Raw genomic sequence first — 21,704 nt, 5'->3', positions numbered from 1 at the left:
ATGGACAACAAGCATGAGATTCTGGAGCTGCTCCGGGGGGTGCAGCGGGGGACGACCACACCGGAGCAGGCTCTGCTGGAGCTGAAACGACAGCCCTTTGAGGACCTGGGCTATGCCAAAGTGGACTTTCACCGCACGGTGCGCCAAGGGGCGGCGGAGGTCATTTACGGCGCGGGCAAGACGGCGGAACAGATCGCGGGGATTGCCGCCGCCATGGGGGCGCGGGGATGCAAAAACATCCTCATCACCCGCATGGGGGAGGAGGCCGCCCAGGTGGTGGAGCAGTCGGTCCCCCTGGACTACCGGCCCATCCCCAGGCTGGGTATCGCCTTCCCTGGGGAGCGGACGGAGCTGGGCCACATTGTGGTGGCCACCGGCGGTACCAGCGACATGCCGGTGGCGGAGGAGGCCGCCCTCACCGCCCAGGTGATGGGGAACAAAGTCACCCGCCTGTATGACGTGGGGGTGGCGGGACTGCACCGGCTGCTGAGCAACCTGGAACCTTTGATGAGCGCCCGGTGCGTGGTGGCTGTGGCAGGCATGGAGGGGGCGCTGGCCTCGGTTATCGGGGGCCTGGTGGACTGTCCGGTGGTTGCGGTCCCCACCAGCGTGGGCTACGGAGCCAGCTTCGGCGGCCTGTCCGCCCTGCTGGCCATGCTCAATTCCTGCGCCTCCGGGTGCAGTGTGGTCAACATCGACAACGGGTTCGGCGCCGGCTATCTGGCCAGTATGATCAACCAAATGGAGGGGTTACAGTGAAAACACTTTACATCGAATGCCATATGGGCGCGGCGGGGGACATGCTCCTGGCCGCTTTGTATGAACTACTGGAGGACAAGCAGGGTTTTCTGGACACCATGAACGGCCTGGGCCTGCCCGGGGTGAGGGTGGAGGCGGAACGGGGTGCCTCCGGCGGTATCGCAGGTACTCATATGCGGGTGAGCGTCCACGGCCTTGAGGAACTGGAGCACGAACACGGCCATGAACACTCCCACGATCATGAACATCCCCACGATCATGAACACCCCCATGGCCATGAACATCCTCACGATCATGAACACCCCCATGATCACCAGCATCCCCACCACCATGCCACTCCCGGTCAGATTGGCGGACTGATTGATACCCTGCCGCTGCCGGAGGAGGTGCGGGCCAATGCCCGTGGGGTATACGACGCCATTGCCCGGGCGGAGGCCAAGGCCCACGGCTGTCCGGTGGGTGAAGTCCACTACCATGAGGTGGGGGCGCTGGACGCGGTGGCGGATGTGACGGGGGTGTGCTATGCCATGTATCTGCTCCGGCCGGACCGGGTGGTGGTTTCACCCGTCCACGTGGGCAGCGGAACAGTGCGCTGCGCCCACGGGATCATGCCGGTGCCTGCCCCTGCCACCGCCAATCTGTTGGCTGGCGTGCCGGTATACGGCGGGGAGGTGATGGGGGAGCTGTGTACGCCCACCGGGGCGGCGCTGCTCACCCACTTTGCCCAGTCCTTCGGCCCCATGCCCTCCATGGCGGCGGGGGCAGTGGGCTGCGGGGTGGGCAGCAAGGTGTTTGCCGGCCGGGCCAACTGTGTTCGGGCTTTCCTGGGAGAGGAGGAGGGCGAAGCCAACGGCCGGATCAGTGAGCTGGTGTGCAACATCGACGACATGACTCCGGAGGCCCTGGCCTTTGCCGCCGCCCGTCTGCTGGAACTGGGCGCCCTGGATGTGTACACCATTCCAGGCACCATGAAGAAGGGCCGTTCCGGCCACCTGCTCACTGTGCTGTGTGAGGTGGAGAAGGAGGGAGAGCTGGCCCGGGCAGTGCTGGCGCAGACCACCACCAACGGCCTGCGGGTGCGCCGGTGCGGCAAGTATTTTCTCACCCCCGGCGCCCGGACGGCGGAGACCCCCTGGGGTACGGTACAGATGAAAACCGCCAGCGGCTTCGGCGTGAACCGGGTAACCCCTGAGTACGAGTCGGTGGCCGCCCTGGCCAGGGCCAACGGCCTGCCCATCCAGACTGTACTCCATGAAGTGAACAAGAGCCTGTGAAAGGAGCTGCTGTGAGACGTTTTTTTTCGCTGAGCCTGGCCGCTCTGGTTGCCCTTGGCCCGCTGTCCGGCTGCGGCGGCGGACCTGCGCAGGAGCAGGAGGGCGGAGTGGGGAAGGATCAGGTGGTCATCGCCATGCCCACCACCTCCGAACCGGAGGCGGGCTTTGACCCAGCCTACGGCTGGGGGGCGGGGGAGCATGTCCACGAGCCTCTGATCCAGTCCACCCTGACGGTGACCAACGCCGATTTGACCATCGGCTACGATTTAGCCACCGGGGTGACGGCCAGCCAGGACGGCCTGACCTGGACGGTAACCATCCGGGACGACGTGGTGTTCACCGACGGTGTTCCCCTGACCGCCGCCGACGTGGCCTTTACGTACAACACCGTCAAGGAGGCCAGCTCGGTGAACGACTTCACCATGCTGGATTACGCTGAGGCTGTCGATGACACCACCGTAATCTTTCATATGGCAACCCCCTTTTCCATCTGGCCCTACACCATGGCCAATGTGGGCATTGTCCCCGAGCACGCCTATGACCCCGCCACTTACGGCCAGAATCCCATCGGCTCCGGACGCTACCTCCTCAAGCAGTGGGACCGGGGCCAGCAGGTGATTCTGGCGGCCAACCCGGACTACTACGGCCAGGCCCCTCAGATGAAGCAGGTGACCATTCTCTTCCTGGAGGAGGACGCCGCCTTCCTGGCGGTCCAGGCGGGCCAGGCGGATGTGGCCTACACCTCCGCCACCTATTCCGAACAGGACCCCGCCGGGTACGTTCTGGCCGCCTATACCAGCGTGGACAACCGGGGCTTCAACCTGCCGGTCATCCAGGGCGCCCTCACCGGGGATGTGCTGGTGCGCCGGGCCATCAACATCGGGATTGACCGGCAGGAGATGATTGACCATGTTCTAAGCGGCTACGGCACTCCGGCCTACAGCGTGTGCGACGGCCTGCCCTGGTACAGCGAAGCCTCGGAGGTAGCCTATGACCCCGCCGCTGCCGCCGCGCTGCTGGAGCAGGCTGGGTGGGTGCTGGGGGCCGACGGGGTCCGGGAAAAGGACGGGGAGAGGGCGGAGCTGAATCTGCTCTATCCCACCGGAGACTCCGTGCGCCAGGCCTTGTGCGCCGACTTCGGCAACCAACTGGGGGAGCTGGGCATCTCCTGCACCATAGAGGGGGTGGGCTGGGACACCGCCTATGACCGGGCGCTGACTCAGCCGCTGATCTGGGGCTGGGGCGCCCACACCCCCATGGAGCTGTATAACCTCTACCACACGGAGGAGGATACCGGCTCCGCCCGGTACTCCCCCTACGCCAATGCCGCCGTGGACGAATGGATGGACCAGGCCCTGGCCTGTACCGATTTGGAACAATCCTACGCACTGTGGCAGAAGGCCCAGTGGGACGGCACCGCCGGTGTCACCCAGGACGGGGACATCCCCTGGGTGTGGCTGGTGAATGTGGACCATCTGTACTGGGTACGGGCGGGCCTCCAGGTGGCCCAGCAGAAAATCCACCCCCATGGCCACGGCTGGTCCATCGTCAACAATGTGGACCAGTGGAGCTGGACCTGATATCCAACCGGAAAGAAGGAATCTCCTTGAAACACCGCCTGCTCTTTACAGGCAAAAAGTTCTTCCGTATGGCGCTGCTGCTGCTGGGCGTCAGTCTGGCGGCCTTTCTGCTCATGTCCGCATCTCCCCTGGACCCGCTGCAAACCAACGTGGGCCAGGCCGCCCTGGGGACCATGAGCCAGGAGCAGATTGCCCGGCTGGAGGAGTACTGGGGGGTGAACGAGCCGCCCCTCCGGCGCTATCTGGGCTGGTTGGGGGACGTGATCCGGGGCGATCTGGGCGTCTCCCTTCTCTACCGCCAGCCGGTGACTCAGGTGATCGGCCAGCGGCTGCAAAACTCCCTGTGGCTGATGGCCGCCGCCTGGGTGCTCTCCGGGCTGTTGGGCCTGACTTTGGGGGTGTTGGCGGGCGCCCGCCGGGGCAGGGCGGTGGATAAGCTGATCCGGGGCTGGTGTCTGCTGCTCTCCAGCACGCCGGCCTTCTGGCTGGCGCTGGTGCTGCTGATGATATTTGCGGTGTGGCTGAAGGTGCTGCCCAGCGGTCTGGCGGTTCCCATCGGGGTGGACGCCGCCAGCGTCACCCTGGGGGACCGGCTGTATCACGCCGTACTTCCCGCCCTCACCCTGAGCATGACGGGGATGCCCGGCATCGCCCTCCACACCCGGGAAAAGATGATTGACGTGCTGGAGTCGGACTACGTGCTCTTCGCCCGGGCCAGGGGAGAGTCGAACCGCTCCATTCTTCTGCGCCACGGCCTGCGCAACGTGGCTCTGCCCGCCATCACCCTGCAATTTGCCGTCATCAGCGAGATCTTCGGCGGCTCGGTGCTGGTGGAGCAGGTGTTTTCCTATCCGGGTCTGGGTCAGGCCGCCGTCACCGCCGGACTGGGGGGCGATCTGCCCCTGCTGCTGGGGATCACGGTGGTGAGCGCCGCCATCGTCTTCAGCGGCAATCTGATTGCCGACCTGCTGTACGGTGTGGTGGACCCCAAGATCAGAAGGGGGGCGGCCAGAGCGTGAACGGCTTCAACCGCAGGCGGGCGGCCCTGTGCCTGCTGGTCCTTACCCTGGGACTGCTGTGCGCCGTGACGGCGGCAGGGACGCTGCTGGCCGGACAGGCCATGGTCACCGACTTTACCCGGAAAAATCTTCCTCCCTGCGTTCCCTTCCTCTTCGGTACCGACTGGATGGGCCGGGATATGCTCTCGCGCACCCTGACGGGCCTCTCCCTGAGTATCCGCATCGGCCTGCTCACCGCCGCGGTGAGCGCCGGGATCGCCCTGCTGGTGGGGGCCTGCTCCGCCCTGCTGGGCGGGTGGGTGGACGGCGCCCTCTCCTGGTTTGTGGATCTGGTGATGGGAATCCCCCACATTTTGCTGGTCATCCTCATCTCTCTGGCCTTCGGCAAGGGCTTTGCCGGAGTGGTGGCAGGCGTGGCCCTGAGCCATTGGACCTCCCTGGCCCGGGTAGTGCGAGGAGAGGTTCTCCAGGTCCGCGCTATGCCCTATGTGCAGGTGGCGGAGAAGCTGGGGCTGTCCCGGTGGGCCATCCTCCGGCGGCACCTGCTGCCCCACCTGCTGCCCCAGTTTCTCACCGGGCTGGTGCTCCTTTTTCCCCACGCCATTCTCCATGAGGCCAGCGTCACCTTTCTGGGCTTCGGCCTGCCGCCGGAGCAACCCGCCATCGGGGTTATTCTGTCGGAGAGCATGGGCTATCTCACCACCGGAAAATGGTGGCTGGCGGTCTTTCCCGGCCTGTCCCTGGTGGGGGTGGTGGTCCTCTTCGCCCTGCTGGCCGATCAGCTCCGCCGCCTGCTGGACCCTGCCAGCGTCCATGAATAGGAGGGAAGTGTGATGCAGCCTGTTTTGGAGGTCAGGGACCTGTCAATTTCCTTTACCCAGTATCAGGGCGGCACCCGCCGCCGGGTGCTGCCGGTGATCCGCCGGCTCTCCCTCACCGTGACCGCCGGAGAGGTGGTGGCGGTGGTGGGGTCCAGCGGCTCGGGCAAGAGCTTGCTGGCCCACGGCATCCTGGGCATCCTGCCCTACAACAGCCAGATGGAGGGAGAGCTGATCTATCAGGGTCAGCCCCTCACGCCCCAACGGGCGGCGAGACTCCGGGGCCGGGAGATTGCCCTGGTTCCCCAAGGCGTAACCTATCTGGACCCGCTGATGCAGGTGGGTCCCCAGCTCCGGCGGGGCCGGCGGGACGCCGGGGCCAGGGCGGAGAGCCGGGCGGTGCTGGAGCGGTACGGCCTGGGCCGGGAGACCGAGGAGCGCTATCCCTTTGAGCTGTCCGGCGGTATGGCCCGGCGGGTGCTTATCGCCTCCGCGGCCCTCCAGGCCCCAAAGCTGCTCATCGCTGACGAGCCCACTCCCGGTCTGGACGCCAGGGCAGCCGGGCGCATTCTGGGCCACTTCCGGGAGCTGGCTCAGGAGGGGGCGGGGGTGCTGCTTATCACCCACGATTTGGAGCTGGCCCTCACCATCGCCCACCGGGTGGCGGTGTTTTACGCCGGGGAGACAGTGGAGGAGGCCTTTGCCGCCGACTTTCCGGCGGGCCGGCTGCGCCACCCCTACACTCAGGCCCTGTGGAACGCCTTGCCCGGCAACGGGTTCACTCCCATTTCCGGTACCCAGCCCGGGCCGGGGGAGGAGGGGCCGGGCTGCCCCTTTGCTCCCCGCTGTCCCCGCCGGGCGGCGGATTGCGCCGGGGACATCCCCTTGATTGAGGCGGCGGGAGGCCGGGTCCGCTGCCTGCACCCGGAGGGAGGGAAGACGCCGTGAGTCTGGAAGGAAAGAATCTGTCCTTTGCCTACCGCAGACAAGGGCGGGTGCTGGAAAAGCTGTCCCTGACCTTGGAGCCGGGGGAGCGGGTGGGGCTGACCGGCGCCAGCGGACGGGGCAAGACCACCCTGTGCAGGCTCCTGGCCGGCTACGAGCGGCCGGACAGGGGGGAGGTGCTGCTGGACGGCCGCCCGCTGGGACGCTGGCGGGGGCTGTGTCCGGTGCAGATGATCTGGCAGCACCCGGAGACGGCGGTGGACCCGCTGCTCAGGCTGCGGGATACCCTGTCCGAGGCTGGAGGGGTGGAGGCGGGCCTGCTGGAGGCCCTGCACATCCAGCCCGGCTGGCTGGACCGCTACCCCGCCGAACTCTCCGGAGGAGAACTCCAGCGCTTCTGCATCGCCCGGGCGCTGACGCCGGGGGTGCGGTACCTGCTGTGCGATGAGATGACCGCCATGCTGGACCCCATCACCCAGGCCCAGATCTGGAAGCTGCTGCTGGAGCAGGCGGAGGGCCGCAGATTGGGTCTACTCATCGTCAGCCATGATTCCTCCCTGCTGCAGCGGCTGTGCACCCGCGTCCAGACTTTGTGAGGGGGATTGACAAAGATGAAATCTCTGTATATAATTTGATTACAAACTGTTTGTATACAAATTATATGCGGAGGCAACCATGGATCAAAGTTTTCATTATCTCCTGATGGCCGCCCAGGGGCTGTTTCAGCGGGCGGTGATGGGGGAATTGAGCGCAGCAGGGCTGACGGCGGGCCAGCCCAAGGTGCTGGACTATCTGGGACTCCACGACGGCAGCATGCAGAAGCACATTGCCGCCGGGTGCCAGATTGACCCGGCCACCCTCACCGGTCTGCTGGGGCGGATGGAGGAGAAGGGCCTGATCGAACGGCGCAGCCGGGACGGAGACCGGCGGTCGCTGCATGTCTATCTGACGGCGGAGGGCTGGGAAAAGCAAAGGCTGGTCCGTTCCACATTGGAGCGGCTGGAGGGAGAGGTACTCCGTTCCATGACGCCGGAGCAGGGCGCCGCCCTGTCGGCGGGCCTGCTGCAAGTCTGCCTTATTCTGGCGGAGAACCAGGAGGTTTTGCAATGAGTAGACGCGAACTGGTCCGCCGGTATGTCTTTTTTATTGCGGGGCTGTTTGTCAACTCCCTGGGTATTGCCCTCATCACCAAGGGGGATCTGGGAACCTCTCCCATTTCCAGTATTCCCTATACGTTGAGCATCGGTTTTGCCCCCACGCTGGGGATGTTTACACTGTATTACAGCCTGCTGCTCATTGTGCTTCAGCTGGTCATTCTCCGGAGGCGGTTTCCAAAGGCCTTCTGGCTCCAGATTCCGGTGTCCCTGGGCTTTTCCTATTTCATTGACCTGTCTATGGCCATGCTGGGTTTTCTCTCTCCCCAAAGCTATCCCGCCAAGGCGGCTCTTCTGCTGGTGGGCTGTCTGGTGCTGGGCCTTGGTGTATTTATGGAAATGGCGGCCGATGTGGTTATGTTGCCCGGAGAGTGTACGGTAAAGGCCATTTCCACCACCTGGCATACCGATTTCGGCAAGACCAAGGTGGCGGTGGATGTGACCATGGCGGCCACGGCGGCGGTGCTGGGCCTGATTCTCTATCAGCGGCTGACCGGCGTGCGGGAGGGTACCTTTGTCTCCGCCCTGCTGGTGGGTGCCATTGCCCGCGCTGTCAATCAGCAAGTGGGCGGCGATATCCAGATTCTGCTGAAGGGCCGCTCCACGGTTGACATCCCCCAGAGGACACGGTAGAATAAGAGCCGCGCCCGACCCATAGGGGCCGGGCGCGGCTTTTCCACATCGGTTAGTAAAAACTAATTTTTGATATAGAGGTGATCGGATGACAGTTGATTGGGTTGTATTTGCAGGGCTGATGCTCCCGCTGGTGGGAACCAGCCTGGGGGCGGCCACCGTGATGCTGATGCGGGGTGGACTGCGGCGGGAGGTGCAGCGGGGACTCACCGGCTTTGCAGCGGGGGTGATGACGGCGGCCTCGGTGTGGAGTCTGCTGCTCCCCGCCATCGGCCAGTCGGAGCATTTGGGCCGGTGGGCCTTTCTCCCCGCCGCCGGAGGAGTGTGGGCGGGGGTGCTCTTCCTGCTGCTGCTGGACCACGCGATACCACACCTCCATCTGGGCAGTCAGGAGGCGGAGGGACCCAGAAGCTGCCTGGCCCGAACCACCATGCTGGTGCTGGCAGTGACCATCCACAACATTCCGGAGGGGATGGCGGTGGGGGTGGTGTTTGCCGGCTGGCTCTCCGGCGAGACTGCCGTTACCTTTGGCGGGGCGCTGGTATTGGCCGCCGGCATTGCCATCCAGAATTTCCCGGAAGGGGCCATTATTTCTCTGCCCCTGCGGGCGGAGGGCATGCGTCGCGGGAAGGCTCTGCTGTGGGGCGTGCTGTCCGGGGTGGTGGAGCCTGTGGCCGCGGTTCTGACCCTGTGGGGTGCGAGCCTGCTGGTGCCGGCGCTGCCTGTTCTGCTCAGCTTTGCCGCCGGGGCGATGCTCTACGTGGTGGTGGAGGAGCTGATTCCCGAGATGTCGGAGCCGCCCCACTCCAACGTGGGGGTACTTACCTTTGCTCTGGGCTTTACCGTGATGATGGCCCTGGACTCCGCTCTGGGCTGACCTACCCAACAGAAAGCCGGGACCCCGCATACCGCGGGGTCCCGGCGCGTTTCAGTCCTTGTGATCCTCCACAATCTCGCCGCTGCGGAAGGCCTGCACCAGGGCCGTCAGGTCGTCGATCTGTTCCTTGAGCTGGCGGCCCACATCGGTGCTGGCAATTTTCAGCCGGGACTCCAGCCGCTCGAACACCACCGAGGAGGAGGCGATGTCCTGATTTTCCCGAATGGCGTTGGCCCGGCCGGCGAAGGGTTCATGGGATACCAGGCGGAAGCAGGCGGAATTGTAGATCAGGGTATATCCGGCAATGCCGGTGGTCTTCTGATAGGCCTTGCAGAACCCGCCGTCGATGACCAACAGCTTGCCCCCGGCCTTCATGGGGCTCTCCCCCTTCTTGGACTTCACCGGCACATGGCCGTTGATGATGTGGCAGTGGGGACCCTCCAGGCCGAACTCCTTCAGCAGGGCCTCGCACACCGCCGGGTCGTTGTACAGCTGGTAATAGGCGTTTTTGGGTTCCGTCCAGGTGGACTCGTCGGCGATGAGCCGCCGCTCGAAGGTGGTCATCCGGTCCCGGCCGAAGATGGGGCTGTTCCGCCCCGCCCACAGGAACCAGAGGAAGTCCATGCCGAACTCCCGCTCCTCGGTCCCGCGCTTGTTGTAGTAGGCCTGGCGGGCGTTCAGGTCGGCGTAGTCCAAAAAGGCCTTGCCAGACAGCTCCTTGCCGCCGATGGAGAAGCTGAGCAGAGAGCCGTCCTCCGCCATGGGGATGCAGCCGTGGAAGAGCAGGTTGCCGTTGTAGATTTTGTACAGGCTTCCCTTGGAGTAGAGGAAGCGGACGTGGCGCTGGAGTTTTTCACTGTGAAGGAAGGAGGCGGTGAGCTGATTGATGAGGGCGCTCTCCTCCTCGGTCAGGGTATAGGGGTCCCTGGGGTCCACGGTGGGGAAGTCGGTGTCCTCCAGGGGATAGGTCTTCTCCCCGATGGTGATGCACTTGTTCTCATAGTCGATCTTGTCCAGCAGCAGCCGGTCGGACATGTTGAAGCAGGGGTTGCGGAGGATTTTCTGCCCCTCCAGTTTGAAGAGGATGACGGTGATGGCCTTGTGCATCCGTGCGGAGAGCAGCTTGTCCTTCTCGGTGTAGTGGGCGGCGTCCTCATTGGTGAGCTTCACCTCAAAGCAGTGGGTGTCGCAGTCCTTGTACACCTCGTTGGCAAACACCGACAGGGGCCGCAGGGAGATGCCGTAGCCGGTCTCAATGACCTCCAGGTTGTTGTACCGCAGGGAGTTGGCCAGCACCGTGGCCACCAGAGTGCGGGAACCGGAGGCCGCCCCCATCCACAGCACGTCGTGGTTGCCCCACTGAATGTCTACGCTGTGGTATTCCATCAGGGAGTCCAGAATGATGTCTGCCCGGGGTCCCCGGTCAAAGATATCCCCCACCAGATGGAGGTGATCCACCGCCAGACGCTTGATAAGCTCACACAGCTGGGTGAGGAAATTGGAGGCCCGGTCAATGTCAATGATGGTGGAGATGATGTTCTCGTAATAGTCCCGCTTGTCCTTGTCCTCATAGTGGGTGTGAATCATTTCGTCGATGATGTAGGCGTATTCCGGGGGCATGGCCTTGCGGACCTTGGAGCGGGTGTATTTGGAGCTGACCAGTCGGCATATCTCAATGAGCCGGTGAAAGGTGATGCGGTACCACTCCCGCATGTCGGCGGTCTCCCGCTCGATCTCCTCCAGTTTCTCCTGGGGGTAGTAGATCAGGGTGGCCAGCTGGTCCAGATCGGATTTGGAGACAGTGGTGGCAAACAGCGTGTCCAGCTTCTCCCGCACCACGCCGGAGGCGGAGTTGAGGATGTGGAGGAAGGCCTCATACTCCCCGTGGACGTCGGAGATGAAGTGCTCCGTGCCTTTGGGCAGATTGCGGATGGCCTGGAGGTTGATGATCTCGGTGCTGGCGGCCTGTACGTTGGGATACTGGCGGGCCAGCATTTTTAAGTAGTGCAGGTTTTCCGGGCGATAGGCCTTGGTGGACTCCATGGCGGGGGACCTCCTTTTTTATCCTGTGCAGTTTATCTTTTCCCATTATCCCACGTTCCGCCTCCGCTTGCAAGGGGAAAAGCTGCGGGTCGGGAAAGCACTTGACAAGGGAGGGGAAATGGATATAATTGACGTGTCAATTGTTGATATATCAAAGGAGGCGAGGGAATGGAGCGCACCTTTCACATGCTGCTCTACCGGGCCTTTCACGCCCAGCGCAACGCCCTGCGGCCCCATCTGGGGGAGCTGGGGCTGGGGTCGGGTCAGCCCAAGGTGCTCAATTACCTGATCCAGAACGGGGCCAGCCGGCAGCGGCAGCTGGCGGACTACTGCGAGATTGATCCGGCGGCGGTGTCCCGGATGCTGGACTCCATGGAGAAGGGGGGCTTTGTGCGCCGTCAGGCGGACGCGGACAACCGCCGGTGTGAGCGGATTGTGGCGACGGACCGGGGCCGGGCGGTCTATGAGCGCTGGCAGGGCTTCTGCGGCGAAATGGAGGAGAAGATGCTTGCCGGCTTTTCCCCGGAGGAGCGGGCGCAGTTTGCCCAGTATCTGCTCCGGGCCTACCGCAACCTCAAGGGAGAAGGGGAGGCCGGAGTATGAGGGATTTGAGGTGCCTGTTCCGCTATCTGGGACCCTATCGGAGGGATCTGCTCATCGGCGGACTGCTGGTGCTGGTGGAGACGGTGTTCGAACTGACCATTCCGGTGTTTATGGCCGACCTCATCGACGTAGGGGTGGCCCGGGAGGATGTGGCGTACATCGTATATAAGGGCGTGCAGATGGGGATCTGCGCCCTGCTGGCCCTGGTAACCGGCCTGCTGTACGCCCGGTTTGCCGCCCGGGCGTCCTACGGCTGGGGCGCCCAGGTGCGCCAGGCGGAATTTGAACGGGTGCAGGAGTATGCCTTTTCCAACCTGGACCGGTTTGAGACGGCCTCCCTGGTTACCCGGATGACCACCGACGTGACGGTGCTGCAAAACGCCGTCAACGGCGGCCTGCGGCCCCTGGTGCGCAGTCCGGTGATGCTGGCCATGGGCCTGGGCCTGTCCTTCTGGATGAATCCCCGGCTGGCGCTGGTGTTTGTGGTGTGCGCCCCCGTGCTGGCGGTGATTCTGCTGCTGGTGGTGCGGCAGGTGGCCCCCATGTACGGCCGCCTCCAGAAGGCGGTGGACGGCCTGAACAATGTGGTACAGGAGGGGCTGACCGCCATTCGGGCGGTGAAGGCTTTTGTCCGTGGGGAGTACGAGGAGGAGAAATTCCGCACGGTGAACGGAGAACTGCTGTCCGCCAGCCAGCGGACCTTCCACTTCGCGGTACTCAACCTGCCCGCCTTCCAGCTGGTGATGTACACCAGTGTGGTGCTCATCTTCTGGTTCGGCGGGGGCATGATCCTCCGGGGCGAGCTGCTGGTGGGGGAACTCACCGGATTTCTCAGCTATGTGCTCCAGGTGATGAACTCCCTGATGATGATTTCCAATGTGTTCCTCCTGCTTACCCGGTCTCTGGCCAGCGCCCACCGCATTGTGGAGGTGCTGGAGGAAAAACCCGCCCTGACCGCTCCGGCCCGTCCGGTGGAAGAGGTGGCCGACGGCAGCGTGGACTTTGAAACTGTGTCCTTCAAGTACCATGCCGACGCCCGGGAGTACGCCCTGGCCGGAGTGGAGCTGCATATCCGCTCGGGGATGACGGTGGGTATTCTGGGGGGGACCGGTTCGGCCAAGACCACCCTGGTACAGCTCATCCCCCGGCTGTACGACGCCACGGAGGGTACCGTGAAGGTGGGGGGCGTGGATGTGCGGGATTACGATCTCACCGTCCTGCGGGACGCGGTGTCCATTGTGCTCCAAAAAAACGAGCTTTTCTCCGGTACCGTGCGGGAAAACCTTCAGTGGGGCGCCCCCGGCGCCGATGATGAGACCCTGTGGGCGGCCTGCCGGGCGGCCCGGGCAGAGGAGTTCCTGCGCAGCATGCCCCACGGCCTGGACACGGATCTGGGTCAGGGAGGCGTCAACGTCTCCGGCGGCCAGAAGCAGCGGCTGTGTATTGCCCGCGCCCTGCTGAAGCGGCCCAAGATCCTGATTTTTGACGACTCCACCTCCGCCGTGGATACCGCCACCGAGGCTGGAATTCGGGCCGCCCTGGCCGAGCTCACCGGGGTGACCAAGCTGATTATCGCTCAGCGGGTGACCTCGGTGATCAACACCGACCTTATTGTGATTCTGGAGGATGGCAGAATCCACGCCGCCGGCACCCATGCCCAGCTGCTGGCCTCCGATCCCATTTACCAGGAGATCTATACGTCCCAGATGAAAGGAGGGGAGGAGCATGGCGGCCCGACAGCTCAGTGCCAAGAAGCCTAAGCATCTGCGGTACACCCTGCGCACCTTCCTGTCCTACCTGGGGCGGCACAGGCTGCTGCTGTTGGCGGTGGCGGTGCTGGTGAGTATCAGCGCCACCGCCAACCTGCTGGGTACCTACATGATCCGCCCGGTGGTCAACAGTCTGGCCGCCGGGGACTGGGACGATCTGCGGGCCGGTGTGGCCCTCACCGCGGGGATCTACCTGGTGGGAGTGCTCACCGCCTACGGCTACACCCAGGCCATGGTGAAGGCGGCCCAGAAGGTGCTCTACGACATCCGCCGGGACCTGTTTGCCCACTTGCAGACCCTGCCGCTGAAATTTTTTGACACCCACCGCCACGGCGAGGTGATGAGCTACTTCACCAACGACGTAGACACCATCTCCGACGCGCTGAACAACAGCTTTGCCATGGTGATTCAGAGCTTTATCCAAGTGGTGGGTACCATGACCCTGCTGTTCATTCTCAACTGGCGGCTCAGCCTGGTGATGGTGGTCTGCTATCTGGTGATGTTTCTTTACGTCCGTTTCAGCGGGAAGCGGAGCAAGGCCTATTACAATAAACAGCAGGCATGTCTGGGGGAGCTGGACGGTTACATCGAGGAGATGATGGGGGGCCAGAAGGTGGTAAAGGTCTTCAACCACGAGGGGGAGTCTCTGCGTGCCTTCCGGGAGAAGAACGAGGCCCTGCGCCGGGCGGGAACCGGCGCCCAGGGCTATGCCGCCACCATGATTCCCGCCGTGGTGAGCCTGTCCTACATCAACTACGCCCTGGTAGCCGTCCTGGGCGGCATCATGGCCATGAAGGGTATGACCGACGTGGGCAGCCTGGCCAGCTACCTGGTGTTTGTCCGGCAGTGCACCATGCCCATCAATCAGTTTACCCAGCAGACCAACTTCATGCTGGCCGCCCTGGCGGGGGCGGAGCGGGTGTTTGAGGTGCTGGATCTTCCCGCCGAAACCGATGAGGGTACGGTGGATCTGGTGGCGCTGGAGGGCGGCGGCTGGGTTTGGGAGCGGCCCGACGGGACGCGAACCCTCCTGCGGGGTGATGTGCGGTTTGAGGACGTGGCGTTCGGCTATACCGACGGACACCCCATTTTGAAAGGCGTCAGTCTCTTCGCCAAGCCGGGGCAGAAGATTGCCTTTGTAGGTTCCACCGGGGCGGGAAAGACCACCGTTACCAACCTGATCAACCGCTTTTACGACGTACAGAAGGGGCGGGTGACCTACGACGGCATCGACGTGAAGGACATCAAAAAGAGCGCCCTGCGCCGCTCCCTGGGCATGGTGCTCCAGGACACCCATCTCTTTACCGGCACCATTGCCGACAACATCCGCTTCGGCAAGCTGGACGCCACCCAGGCGGAGGTGGAGCGGGCGGCCCGCATCGCCAACGCCGACTCCTTTATCCGCCGCCTGCCCCAGGGCTACGACACCATGGTGACGGCGGACGGGGCCAACCTCTCCCAGGGTCAGCGGCAGCTGCTGGCCATCGCCCGGGCGGCGGTGGCCGACCCGCCGGTTCTCATCTTGGACGAGGCCACCTCCTCCATCGACACCCGTACCGAGGCGCTGATTGAAAAAGGTATGGACCAGCTGATGGAGGGCCGGACGGTGTTTGTCATCGCCCACCGGCTGTCCACCGTCCGCAACGCCGACGCCATTCTGGTGTTGGAGCACGGCCAGGTGGTGGAGCGGGGCAGCCATGAGGATCTGCTGGCCCAGAAAGGAGAGTATTACCAGCTCTACCACGGCATGTTTGAGCTGAATTGAGGAGAAAGAGGCTGTCGAAAAAGTAGCAGAGCCACTTTTTCGAGTAGGATGCAGGCCGCTGTACACAGGATTTGTCCGCCTGCGGGCGCGAACTCTGCGAGGCTTTTTCGACAAGCTGAGGCAAAAGCACCGGGCCTGCCGCGCATCGCGGCAGGCCCGGTGCTTTTGCCTGAAAATGTCTTGGTCCGGCTGTAAGTGCGCCTCAGATCCCGGCCCCGCCGTTCCACTTCCACTCCCGGATTTCGGGCAGATCACAGCCGTGGGCGGTGATATACTGGTTGTGCTCCACCAGCTTATCCTTCATCAGCTGGATGAGGAAGGCACCCCGGTTGCCCAGCTGAGGCAGGCGCTTGACCACGTCGATCACCAGGTCGAACCGGTCGATGCAGTTCTGCACCCGCATGTCAAAGGGGGTGGTGATGGTTCCCTCCTCAATGTAGCCCCGGACGTGGAGATTTTTGTTCCGGCGGCGGTAGGTCAGCTCATGGACCAGGGAGGGGTAGCCGTGGAAGGCGAAAATGATGGGCTTGTCCCGGGTAAAGAGCACGTCGTAATCCTCATTGGTCAGGCCGTGGGGGTGCTCGGTGTGGGGCTGGAGCTTCATCAGGTCCACCACATTGATGACCCTTACCTTCAGTTCGGGCAGATAGCGGCGGAGGATGGTGACGGCGGCCAGAGTCTCCAGGGTTGGAGTCTCCCCGCAGCAGGCCAGCACCGCGTCCGGCTCCGCTCCCTGGTCATTGGAGGCCCACTGCCAGATACCAATGCCGTGGGTACAGTGCTTGATGGCCTCCTCCATGGTGAGCCACTGGGGACGCATATGCTTGGAGGTGACCAAAACGTTGATGTAGTTGCGGCTTTTGATGCAGTGGTCGAAGCAGGAGAGCAGGCAGTTGGCGTCCGGGGGCAGATAGAGCCGCACCACGTCCGCCTTCTTGTTGGACACATGGTCCAGGAAGCCGGGGTCCTGATGGGTGAAGCCGTTTTGGTCCTGCTGCCACACGTTGGAGGAAAGCACGTAGTTCAGGGAGGCGATGTCCTGCCGCCAGGGGAGCTGGCCCGCCACCTTCAGCCATTTGGCGTGCTGGCTCACCATGGAGTCCACAATGCGGATAAAAGCCTCATAGCTGTTGAGAAACCCGTGCCGGCCAGTGAGCAGATAGCCCTCCAGCCAGCCCTGGCACATGTGCTCGGAGAGCATGCCGTCCATAATCCGCCCATGGGGAGAGAGGGCCTGGTCGGTGGGCAGCGCCGCCGCGTTCCAGCGGCGCCCGGTGACCTGGAAGGCGGCATGGAGCTTGTTGCTCATGGCCTCATCCGGGGCGAAGACGCGGAAATTTCTGGCCTTTTGGTTGAGCTTGAGCACGTCCCGGACATAGTTGGCCAGCTCCGCCATATCCTCCGCCTCCACCGCTCCGGGTGCGGGGACCTCCACCGCGTATTTGGAGAAGCTGGGGGTGCGCAGGTCCCGGAGGAGCAAGCCGCCGTTGGCGTGGGGATTGGCGGCCATGCGCCGGTCCCCCTGGGGGGCCAGCCCCCGGAGAGCGGCCACCGGCGCGCCGGTCTCGTCAAAAAGCTCCTCCGGCCGGTAGCTGCGCAGCCAGGTCTCCAGTTCCGCCAGCTGCTCCGGATGGGCCTCGTCAATTGCCAGGGGCAGCTGATGGGTCCGGCAGGTTCCGTCAGGCTGGATGGGTCCGGTCCAGCCTTTGGGGGAGCGGAACACCACCATGGGCCAGCGGGGCCGCTCCGTCTCCCCCAGCTCCCGGGCGCCCTGCTGGATACGCAGGATCTCCCGCACCGCCCAGTCCAGGGCGGCGGCCATTTTCTGGTGCATCTGGGCCGGGTCCTCCCCCTCCACAAACCTGGGGGTCCATCCGCAGCCCTTGAAGAAGTCCTCCACCTCTTCCGTGGTGATCCGGGCGAAGAGGGAGGGGGTGCCGTTTTTGTAGCCGTTGAGGTGAAGAATGGGGAGCACCGCCCCGTCGCCCACCGGGTCCAGAAACTTGTTGGAGTGCCAGGCGGTGGCCAGCGGCCCGGTCTCCGCCTCTCCGTCCCCCACCACACAGGCGGCGATCAGGTCCGGGTTATCCATCACTGCCCCAAAGGCGTGGGCCAGGGAGTAGCCCAGCTCCCCGCCCTCGTTGATGGAGCCGGGGGTGTTGGGGGCGCAGTGGCTGCCGATACCGCCGGGGAAGGAGAACTGCCGGAAGAGCTTGCGCATCCCCTCCTCATCCTGGCTTACGTTGGGGTAGACCTCACTGTAGGTCCCCTCCAGATAGGCCTGGGCCACCACCGCACTGCCGCCGTGTCCGGGGCCGCATACATAGATCATGTTCAAATCGTACCGGGTGATGACCCGGTTGAGGTGGGTATAAATAAAATTCTGCCCCGGCACCGTTCCCCAGTGGCCCACCGGCGTGGGCTTTAAATTGCTGGGGCGCAGGGGCTGGCGGAGCAGGGGATTGTCCCGCAGGTAGAGCTGCCCTGCGGCCAGATAGTTGGCCGCCCGCCAGTAGGCGTCGATCTTGCGCAGCAGCTCCGGGGTGAGCGGGCCTTTTTTGGACATGCGGGTGGAGGTCTTGATGACTACCTTGGTTTTTTCGTTGGATTGCTTTGCCACGCTGGCACCCTCCTTACGGCAAACTCAGGATAAAATATATGATGGTATGTCCCATTATATCGGAATGGGGTAAGGTGTCAAGAGAAGGGGGAGTAAACCGGTCAGTTCTGTTGACATAAGAGAAAAGGATGGAAATCTTCCGCAGCCTGTGATAAGATAACACTGTATGTCCAAACCTATCGTTATGGAGGGAATTACATTGACCTATCTGTTGTCTGTTCTCATGGGAATTATCCAGGGCGTGGCAGAGTTCCTGCCCATCTCCAGCTCCGGCCATCTGGCTCTGTTTCAGACCTTTTTCGGCATGGAGAACATGGAGGAGAAGTACATGCTCTTTACCGTCCTGCTCCACTTCGGCACCCTGATTTCGGTGTGTGTGGTATACTGGCGGGACATTGTGGAGATGATTCGGGAGTTTTTTCTGGGCATTGCGGCCCTGGCGGGAAAGAGGGACACCGGTGTGGCCCCCCCACCGGCCCGGCGAATGGTGATGCTCATCATTGTGGCCACCCTGCCCCTGTTTGTGATGGTGCTGCTCCAGGATGTGATCAACCAGCTGTTTTCCAATTCCATTATGGTGTCCTGCGCCCTGCTGGCCACTGGCTTCATCCTGTTCTTCTCCGACCGGCTGGCCAAGGGACACAAGACAGCCAGAAACGCGACCCTGGTGGACGCCCTCATCGTGGGCTGCGGCCAGGCGCTGGCGGTGATTCCCGGCCTGTCCCGCTCCGGCACCACCATTTCCGTGGGGATGCTCCGGGGCTTTGACCGTTCCTTTGCCGTGCGCTTTTCCTTCCTCATGTCCCTGCCCGCCATTCTGGGGGCCAACATTCTGGAGGTCAAGGACGCGGTGGACGCCGGTTTCAACGTGGAGGAGCTGCCCATGTACCTGGTGGGAGTGGCGGTGGCCGCCGTGGTGGGCTACTTTGCCATCCGGCTGGTGAAGAGCCTGTCCGACAAGGGCAAGTTCGGCAAGTTCGCCTATTATTGCTGGGCGGTAGGTCTGGGCAGCTTGATTGCCGGCGTGGTCAAGCTGGCCATGGCCTGAGGCTGTCCGGCGAAGAAATACCCTGGAAAGGATTTGATCGAGTTGGCCACAGCACCGAAAAAAACAACAGGCGGGAAGCGCGCCTCCGCCGGAAAGGGGAAAACCGCCTCTTCTGCCCGCACCTCCGGCAGCCGCAAAAAAGCGCCCGCACCCAAGCCGATCCGGCGGGAGGTGGGGGCGGTGATCTGCCTGCTGCTGGCGATCTTTTCCACCTTCGGATACTTTCACATTCAGGCCATTTTCATTGACTTTTTCTGCGGACTGGTGAAGGGCCTGATCGGATACGGCTATTGGCTGCTGCCCCCCATGCTGCTGGCAGCCAGCGGCATTCTGCTCTTCCACCGGGGCCGGCCGGTGCGCTTCCGGGTGTGCTGCGCCCTGCTTACCCCGGTGCTTTTCGGGTGCCTGCTCCACCTGATCCTGGCTAAGGGGGCCTACGCCTGGAACCTGGAACTGGTGAAAACCCTGTGGAGTCAGGGAGAGGCGCTGAACAGCGGCGGTGTGGTCAGCGGTGTGCTGGCCCTGGGACTGACGGCGGTGTTCAGCAAAATCGGGGCGGGCGTTGTTCTGGCGCTGATCGCCGTGATTATGCTGCTGGTGGCCTTCCGCATCTCCCCGGTGGAGCTGGTGGACCAGCTCCGCGCCCGGCCCAGGGCGGAGTATGAGGAGGAGGAGCTGCCTGAGCCCCGCCCCAGAGAGCCGCGGCGGCGGCCCGCCCCTGAGCCGGAGCCGGCTCCCGTATCCAGACGGCAGGAGACCCCGCAGATCGACATTCCGGTGGACGACGGTCCGCTGGTGGGCAAGCGGGCGGAACCCAAGCCGGTGGAGAAGAAGGAGCGCTTTTTCAACCGCAAGCCCTCGGTTCCCACGCCCGACCAGGTATTGGCCGGAACGGTGGAGAAGCAGGAGGAGGCGCCCCCCACTCCGGCGGAGACAGCGCCGGAGGTCCCGGCGGAGCAGGCCGCCGCCCCGGCACTTCTCGCCGCCCCGACGGAGCCGGAGGTTCCCCCCGCCCCCCTCCCGGAGATCCAGCGGGAGCCGGCGGTGTCCACAGCCAAGGCCAAGCGGGAGGAGACCGCCCAAGCCGCTGCGGAGGTGGCGCAGGATATTGCCCGGAATCTGGAAGAGGGGCCGGTGGCCTATCAGTATCCTCCCGTCTCCCTGCTGAAGGAGGGAGAGGGGTTGTCCGGGGCCGATGTGGCGGGAGAGCTGCGGGCCAATCAGGCCCGTCTGTCCGACACCATCCGCTCCTTCGGCATCGACGCCGCCATTGCCAACGTCACCCGGGGACCCTCGGTCACCCGGTACGAGGTGGAACTGGATCAGGGAGTCCGGCTGAACAAGCTGACCAACCTGGCCGACGACATCGCCCTGGCCCTGGGGGCCACCGGAGTGCGCATCGCCCCCATTCCGGATAAGATCTCCATGGTGGGCATTGAAGTACCCAACAAGCTGGTCTCTCCGGTACACATCCACGAGGTGATTGATTCCCGGGAGTTCCGGGACAATCCCTCCAAGGTGTCCTTCGCCGTGGGCAAGGACATCGGGGGCAACAACATCGTGGGCAACATCGCCAAGCTGCCCCATCTGCTCATCGCCGGTACCACCGGCTCGGGCAAGTCGGTGTGTACCAACTCCCTCATCATCTCCCTGCTGTACAAGGCCACGCCGGAGGAAGTCCGGCTTATCATGGTGGACCCCAAGATGGTGGAGCTGGGCATCTACAACGGCATCCCTCATCTGCTCATCCCCGTGGTCACCGACCCCAAGAAGGCCGCCGGCGCCCTGCAATGGGCGGTGGTGGAGATGATGAAGCGCTACCGGGCCTTCTCCGAGGTGGGAGTGCGGGACCTGGCCAGCTACAATGCCCACGCCACCAAGACCGGGGAAATGGAGAAGATGCCCCAGATCGTGGTGGTCATCGACGAGCTGGCCGACCTGATGTTGGTGGCGGCCAAGGAGGTGGAGGAATCCATCTGCCGGGTGGCCCAGATGGGCCGTGCCGCCGGCATGCACCTGATTATCGCCACCCAGCGGCCCTCCGCCGACGTGATCACCGGCCTGATGAAGGCCAACATCCCCAGCCGCATCGCCTTTGCCGTGGCCTCCTCCCTGGAATCCCGCATCATTCTGGACACCACCGGCGCTGAAAAGCTGGTGGGCCGGGGCGATATGCTCTACTTCCCCCTGGGTACCGGCAAGCCCCAGCGGGTCCAGGGCTGCCTTATCTCCGATGAGGAGGTGGCCGCTGTGGTGGGCTTCATCAAGCAGAACAGCGGCACCGCCGAGTACGACCAGGAGATTATCCACGACATCGAGCAGCACGCCGCCGAGAAGGAGAAGGGCGCCAAGGGCGTGGGCGGCTCCGCCCCGGAAGAGGTGGGAGACGAGTACGACGAGCTGCTCCCCTCCGCCATCGAAGTGGTGGTGGAAACCGGCATGGCCTCGGTGTCTATGCTCCAGCGGCGGCTGAAGCTGGGCTACTCCCGGGCCGCCCGTCTGGTGGACCAGATGGAGGAAAAGGGCGTGGTGGGTCCTTTCGAGGGCTCCAAGCCCCGTCAGGTGCTCATCACCAAGGAGCAGTGGCAGGAAATGCAGTTCAAACAGGACATGGCGCCCGGCGGACCGCCGGAGCCGGTACCTGACGAGCTGGAGTTTGAGGGGGACGCCATCCCCCAGAGCCGGGACCTGCCCCCCTTTGACATGGATAGCTGACAAAAAGGCGTCCGGCCATGCGGCCGGACGCCTTCCACGTCCCTTTATTCCGGTTCCTCCAGCAGGGCCTCCAGCACCCGGT

General features: G+C 63.8%; 17 protein-coding genes. 15 read left to right on the top strand and 2 right to left on the bottom strand.

Annotated features, from left to right (window positions below; genetic code table 11):
• The 10 genes from larB to Q0J74_RS00840 all read left to right on the top strand — a co-directional run bounded on the left by larB (position 1) and on the right by Q0J74_RS00840 (position 9,059).
• On the top strand, positions 1-759 hold the full coding sequence (larB, locus tag Q0J74_RS00885; RefSeq protein WP_297209171.1) for a nickel pincer cofactor biosynthesis protein LarB: 759 nt from the start codon (positions 1-3) through the stop codon (positions 757-759).
• The gene (locus tag Q0J74_RS00880; protein ID WP_297209167.1) at positions 756-2,033 is read left to right on the top strand and encodes a LarC family nickel insertion protein; all 1,278 of its coding nucleotides are present in this window, start codon (positions 756-758) and stop codon (positions 2,031-2,033) included. The genes larB and Q0J74_RS00880 overlap by 4 nt, the downstream gene beginning before the upstream one ends.
• Positions 2,034-2,044: 11 nt before the next feature.
• Positions 2,045-3,613, top strand: a complete 1,569-nt coding sequence (locus tag Q0J74_RS00875) for an ABC transporter substrate-binding protein (protein ID WP_363315541.1) — start codon at positions 2,045-2,047, stop codon at positions 3,611-3,613.
• Between the two features lie 26 nt (positions 3,614-3,639).
• The gene (locus Q0J74_RS00870) at positions 3,640-4,632 is read left to right on the top strand and encodes an ABC transporter permease (RefSeq protein WP_363315540.1); all 993 of its coding nucleotides are present in this window, start codon (positions 3,640-3,642) and stop codon (positions 4,630-4,632) included.
• Complete coding sequence (locus Q0J74_RS00865) at positions 4,629-5,453, top strand: ABC transporter permease (RefSeq protein WP_297209164.1); 825 nt, start codon at positions 4,629-4,631, stop codon at positions 5,451-5,453. The genes Q0J74_RS00870 and Q0J74_RS00865 overlap by 4 nt, the downstream gene beginning before the upstream one ends.
• Before the next feature lie 12 nt (positions 5,454-5,465).
• Positions 5,466-6,398, top strand: coding sequence for an ABC transporter ATP-binding protein (locus Q0J74_RS00860; protein ID WP_297209162.1), 933 nt, complete (start codon positions 5,466-5,468; stop codon positions 6,396-6,398).
• Entirely contained in the window at positions 6,395-6,991 is a 597-nt protein-coding gene (locus Q0J74_RS00855; RefSeq protein ID WP_297209159.1) for an ABC transporter ATP-binding protein, read from the top strand. Before Q0J74_RS00860 ends, Q0J74_RS00855 begins: the two co-directional genes overlap by 4 nt.
• A gap of 79 nt (positions 6,992-7,070) precedes the next feature.
• The gene (locus Q0J74_RS00850) at positions 7,071-7,505 is read left to right on the top strand and encodes a MarR family winged helix-turn-helix transcriptional regulator (RefSeq protein ID WP_297209156.1); all 435 of its coding nucleotides are present in this window, start codon (positions 7,071-7,073) and stop codon (positions 7,503-7,505) included.
• Positions 7,502-8,182, top strand: coding sequence for a YczE/YyaS/YitT family protein (locus Q0J74_RS00845; protein ID WP_297209153.1), 681 nt, complete (start codon positions 7,502-7,504; stop codon positions 8,180-8,182). The genes Q0J74_RS00850 and Q0J74_RS00845 overlap by 4 nt, the downstream gene beginning before the upstream one ends.
• A gap of 88 nt (positions 8,183-8,270) precedes the next feature.
• Positions 8,271-9,059 (top strand): ZIP family metal transporter, encoded by a 789-nt coding sequence (locus Q0J74_RS00840; RefSeq protein ID WP_297209150.1) that lies wholly within the window; start codon positions 8,271-8,273, stop codon positions 9,057-9,059.
• A 51-nt stretch (positions 9,060-9,110) separates the two neighbouring features.
• On the opposite strand, the gene Q0J74_RS00835 is transcribed toward Q0J74_RS00840, so the two are convergent.
• Positions 9,111-11,102 (bottom strand): fructose-1,6-bisphosphatase, encoded by a 1,992-nt coding sequence (locus Q0J74_RS00835; RefSeq protein ID WP_297209147.1) that lies wholly within the window; start codon positions 11,100-11,102, stop codon positions 9,111-9,113.
• Positions 11,103-11,270: 168 nt separating this feature from the next.
• On the opposite strand from Q0J74_RS00835, the gene Q0J74_RS00830 reads away from it, so the two are divergent.
• Genes Q0J74_RS00830 through Q0J74_RS00820 form a run of 3 tightly spaced genes read left to right on the top strand, consistent with a single transcriptional unit; the run spans position 11,271 to position 15,239 of the window.
• Entirely contained in the window at positions 11,271-11,705 is a 435-nt protein-coding gene (locus Q0J74_RS00830; RefSeq protein WP_297209144.1) for a MarR family winged helix-turn-helix transcriptional regulator, read from the top strand.
• Entirely contained in the window at positions 11,702-13,465 is a 1,764-nt protein-coding gene (locus Q0J74_RS00825) for an ABC transporter ATP-binding protein (protein ID WP_297209142.1), read from the top strand. Before Q0J74_RS00830 ends, Q0J74_RS00825 begins: the two co-directional genes overlap by 4 nt.
• Positions 13,431-15,239: an ABC transporter ATP-binding protein gene (locus tag Q0J74_RS00820; RefSeq protein WP_297209139.1), complete on the top strand. Its 1,809-nt coding sequence runs from the start codon at positions 13,431-13,433 to the stop codon at positions 15,237-15,239. Before Q0J74_RS00825 ends, Q0J74_RS00820 begins: the two co-directional genes overlap by 35 nt.
• 202 nt (positions 15,240-15,441) lie before the next feature.
• Here Q0J74_RS00820 and Q0J74_RS00815 read toward each other — a convergent pair whose 3' ends face one another.
• The gene (locus Q0J74_RS00815) at positions 15,442-17,805 is read right to left on the bottom strand and encodes a phosphoketolase family protein (RefSeq protein WP_297209249.1); all 2,364 of its coding nucleotides are present in this window, start codon (positions 17,803-17,805) and stop codon (positions 15,442-15,444) included.
• 253 nt (positions 17,806-18,058) lie between these two features.
• Here Q0J74_RS00815 and Q0J74_RS00810 point away from each other — a divergent pair, with 253 nt between their 5' ends.
• Together Q0J74_RS00810 and Q0J74_RS00805 are read left to right on the top strand one after the other, a co-directional pair.
• On the top strand, positions 18,059-18,907 hold the full coding sequence (locus Q0J74_RS00810; RefSeq protein WP_297209137.1) for an undecaprenyl-diphosphate phosphatase: 849 nt from the start codon (positions 18,059-18,061) through the stop codon (positions 18,905-18,907).
• Positions 18,908-18,949: 42 nt separating this feature from the next.
• The gene (locus tag Q0J74_RS00805; RefSeq protein ID WP_297209134.1) at positions 18,950-21,622 is read left to right on the top strand and encodes an FtsK/SpoIIIE family DNA translocase; all 2,673 of its coding nucleotides are present in this window, start codon (positions 18,950-18,952) and stop codon (positions 21,620-21,622) included.
• Positions 21,623-21,704: the final 82 nt, after the last annotated feature.

Origin of the sequence: uncultured Flavonifractor sp., from assembly GCF_944387675.1 — a bacterium.
GTDB lineage: Bacteria > Bacillota > Clostridia > Oscillospirales > Oscillospiraceae > Flavonifractor.
The sequence above is the reverse complement of the archived record's forward strand: the minus strand, read 5'-3'. Positions and strand labels throughout refer to the sequence as shown.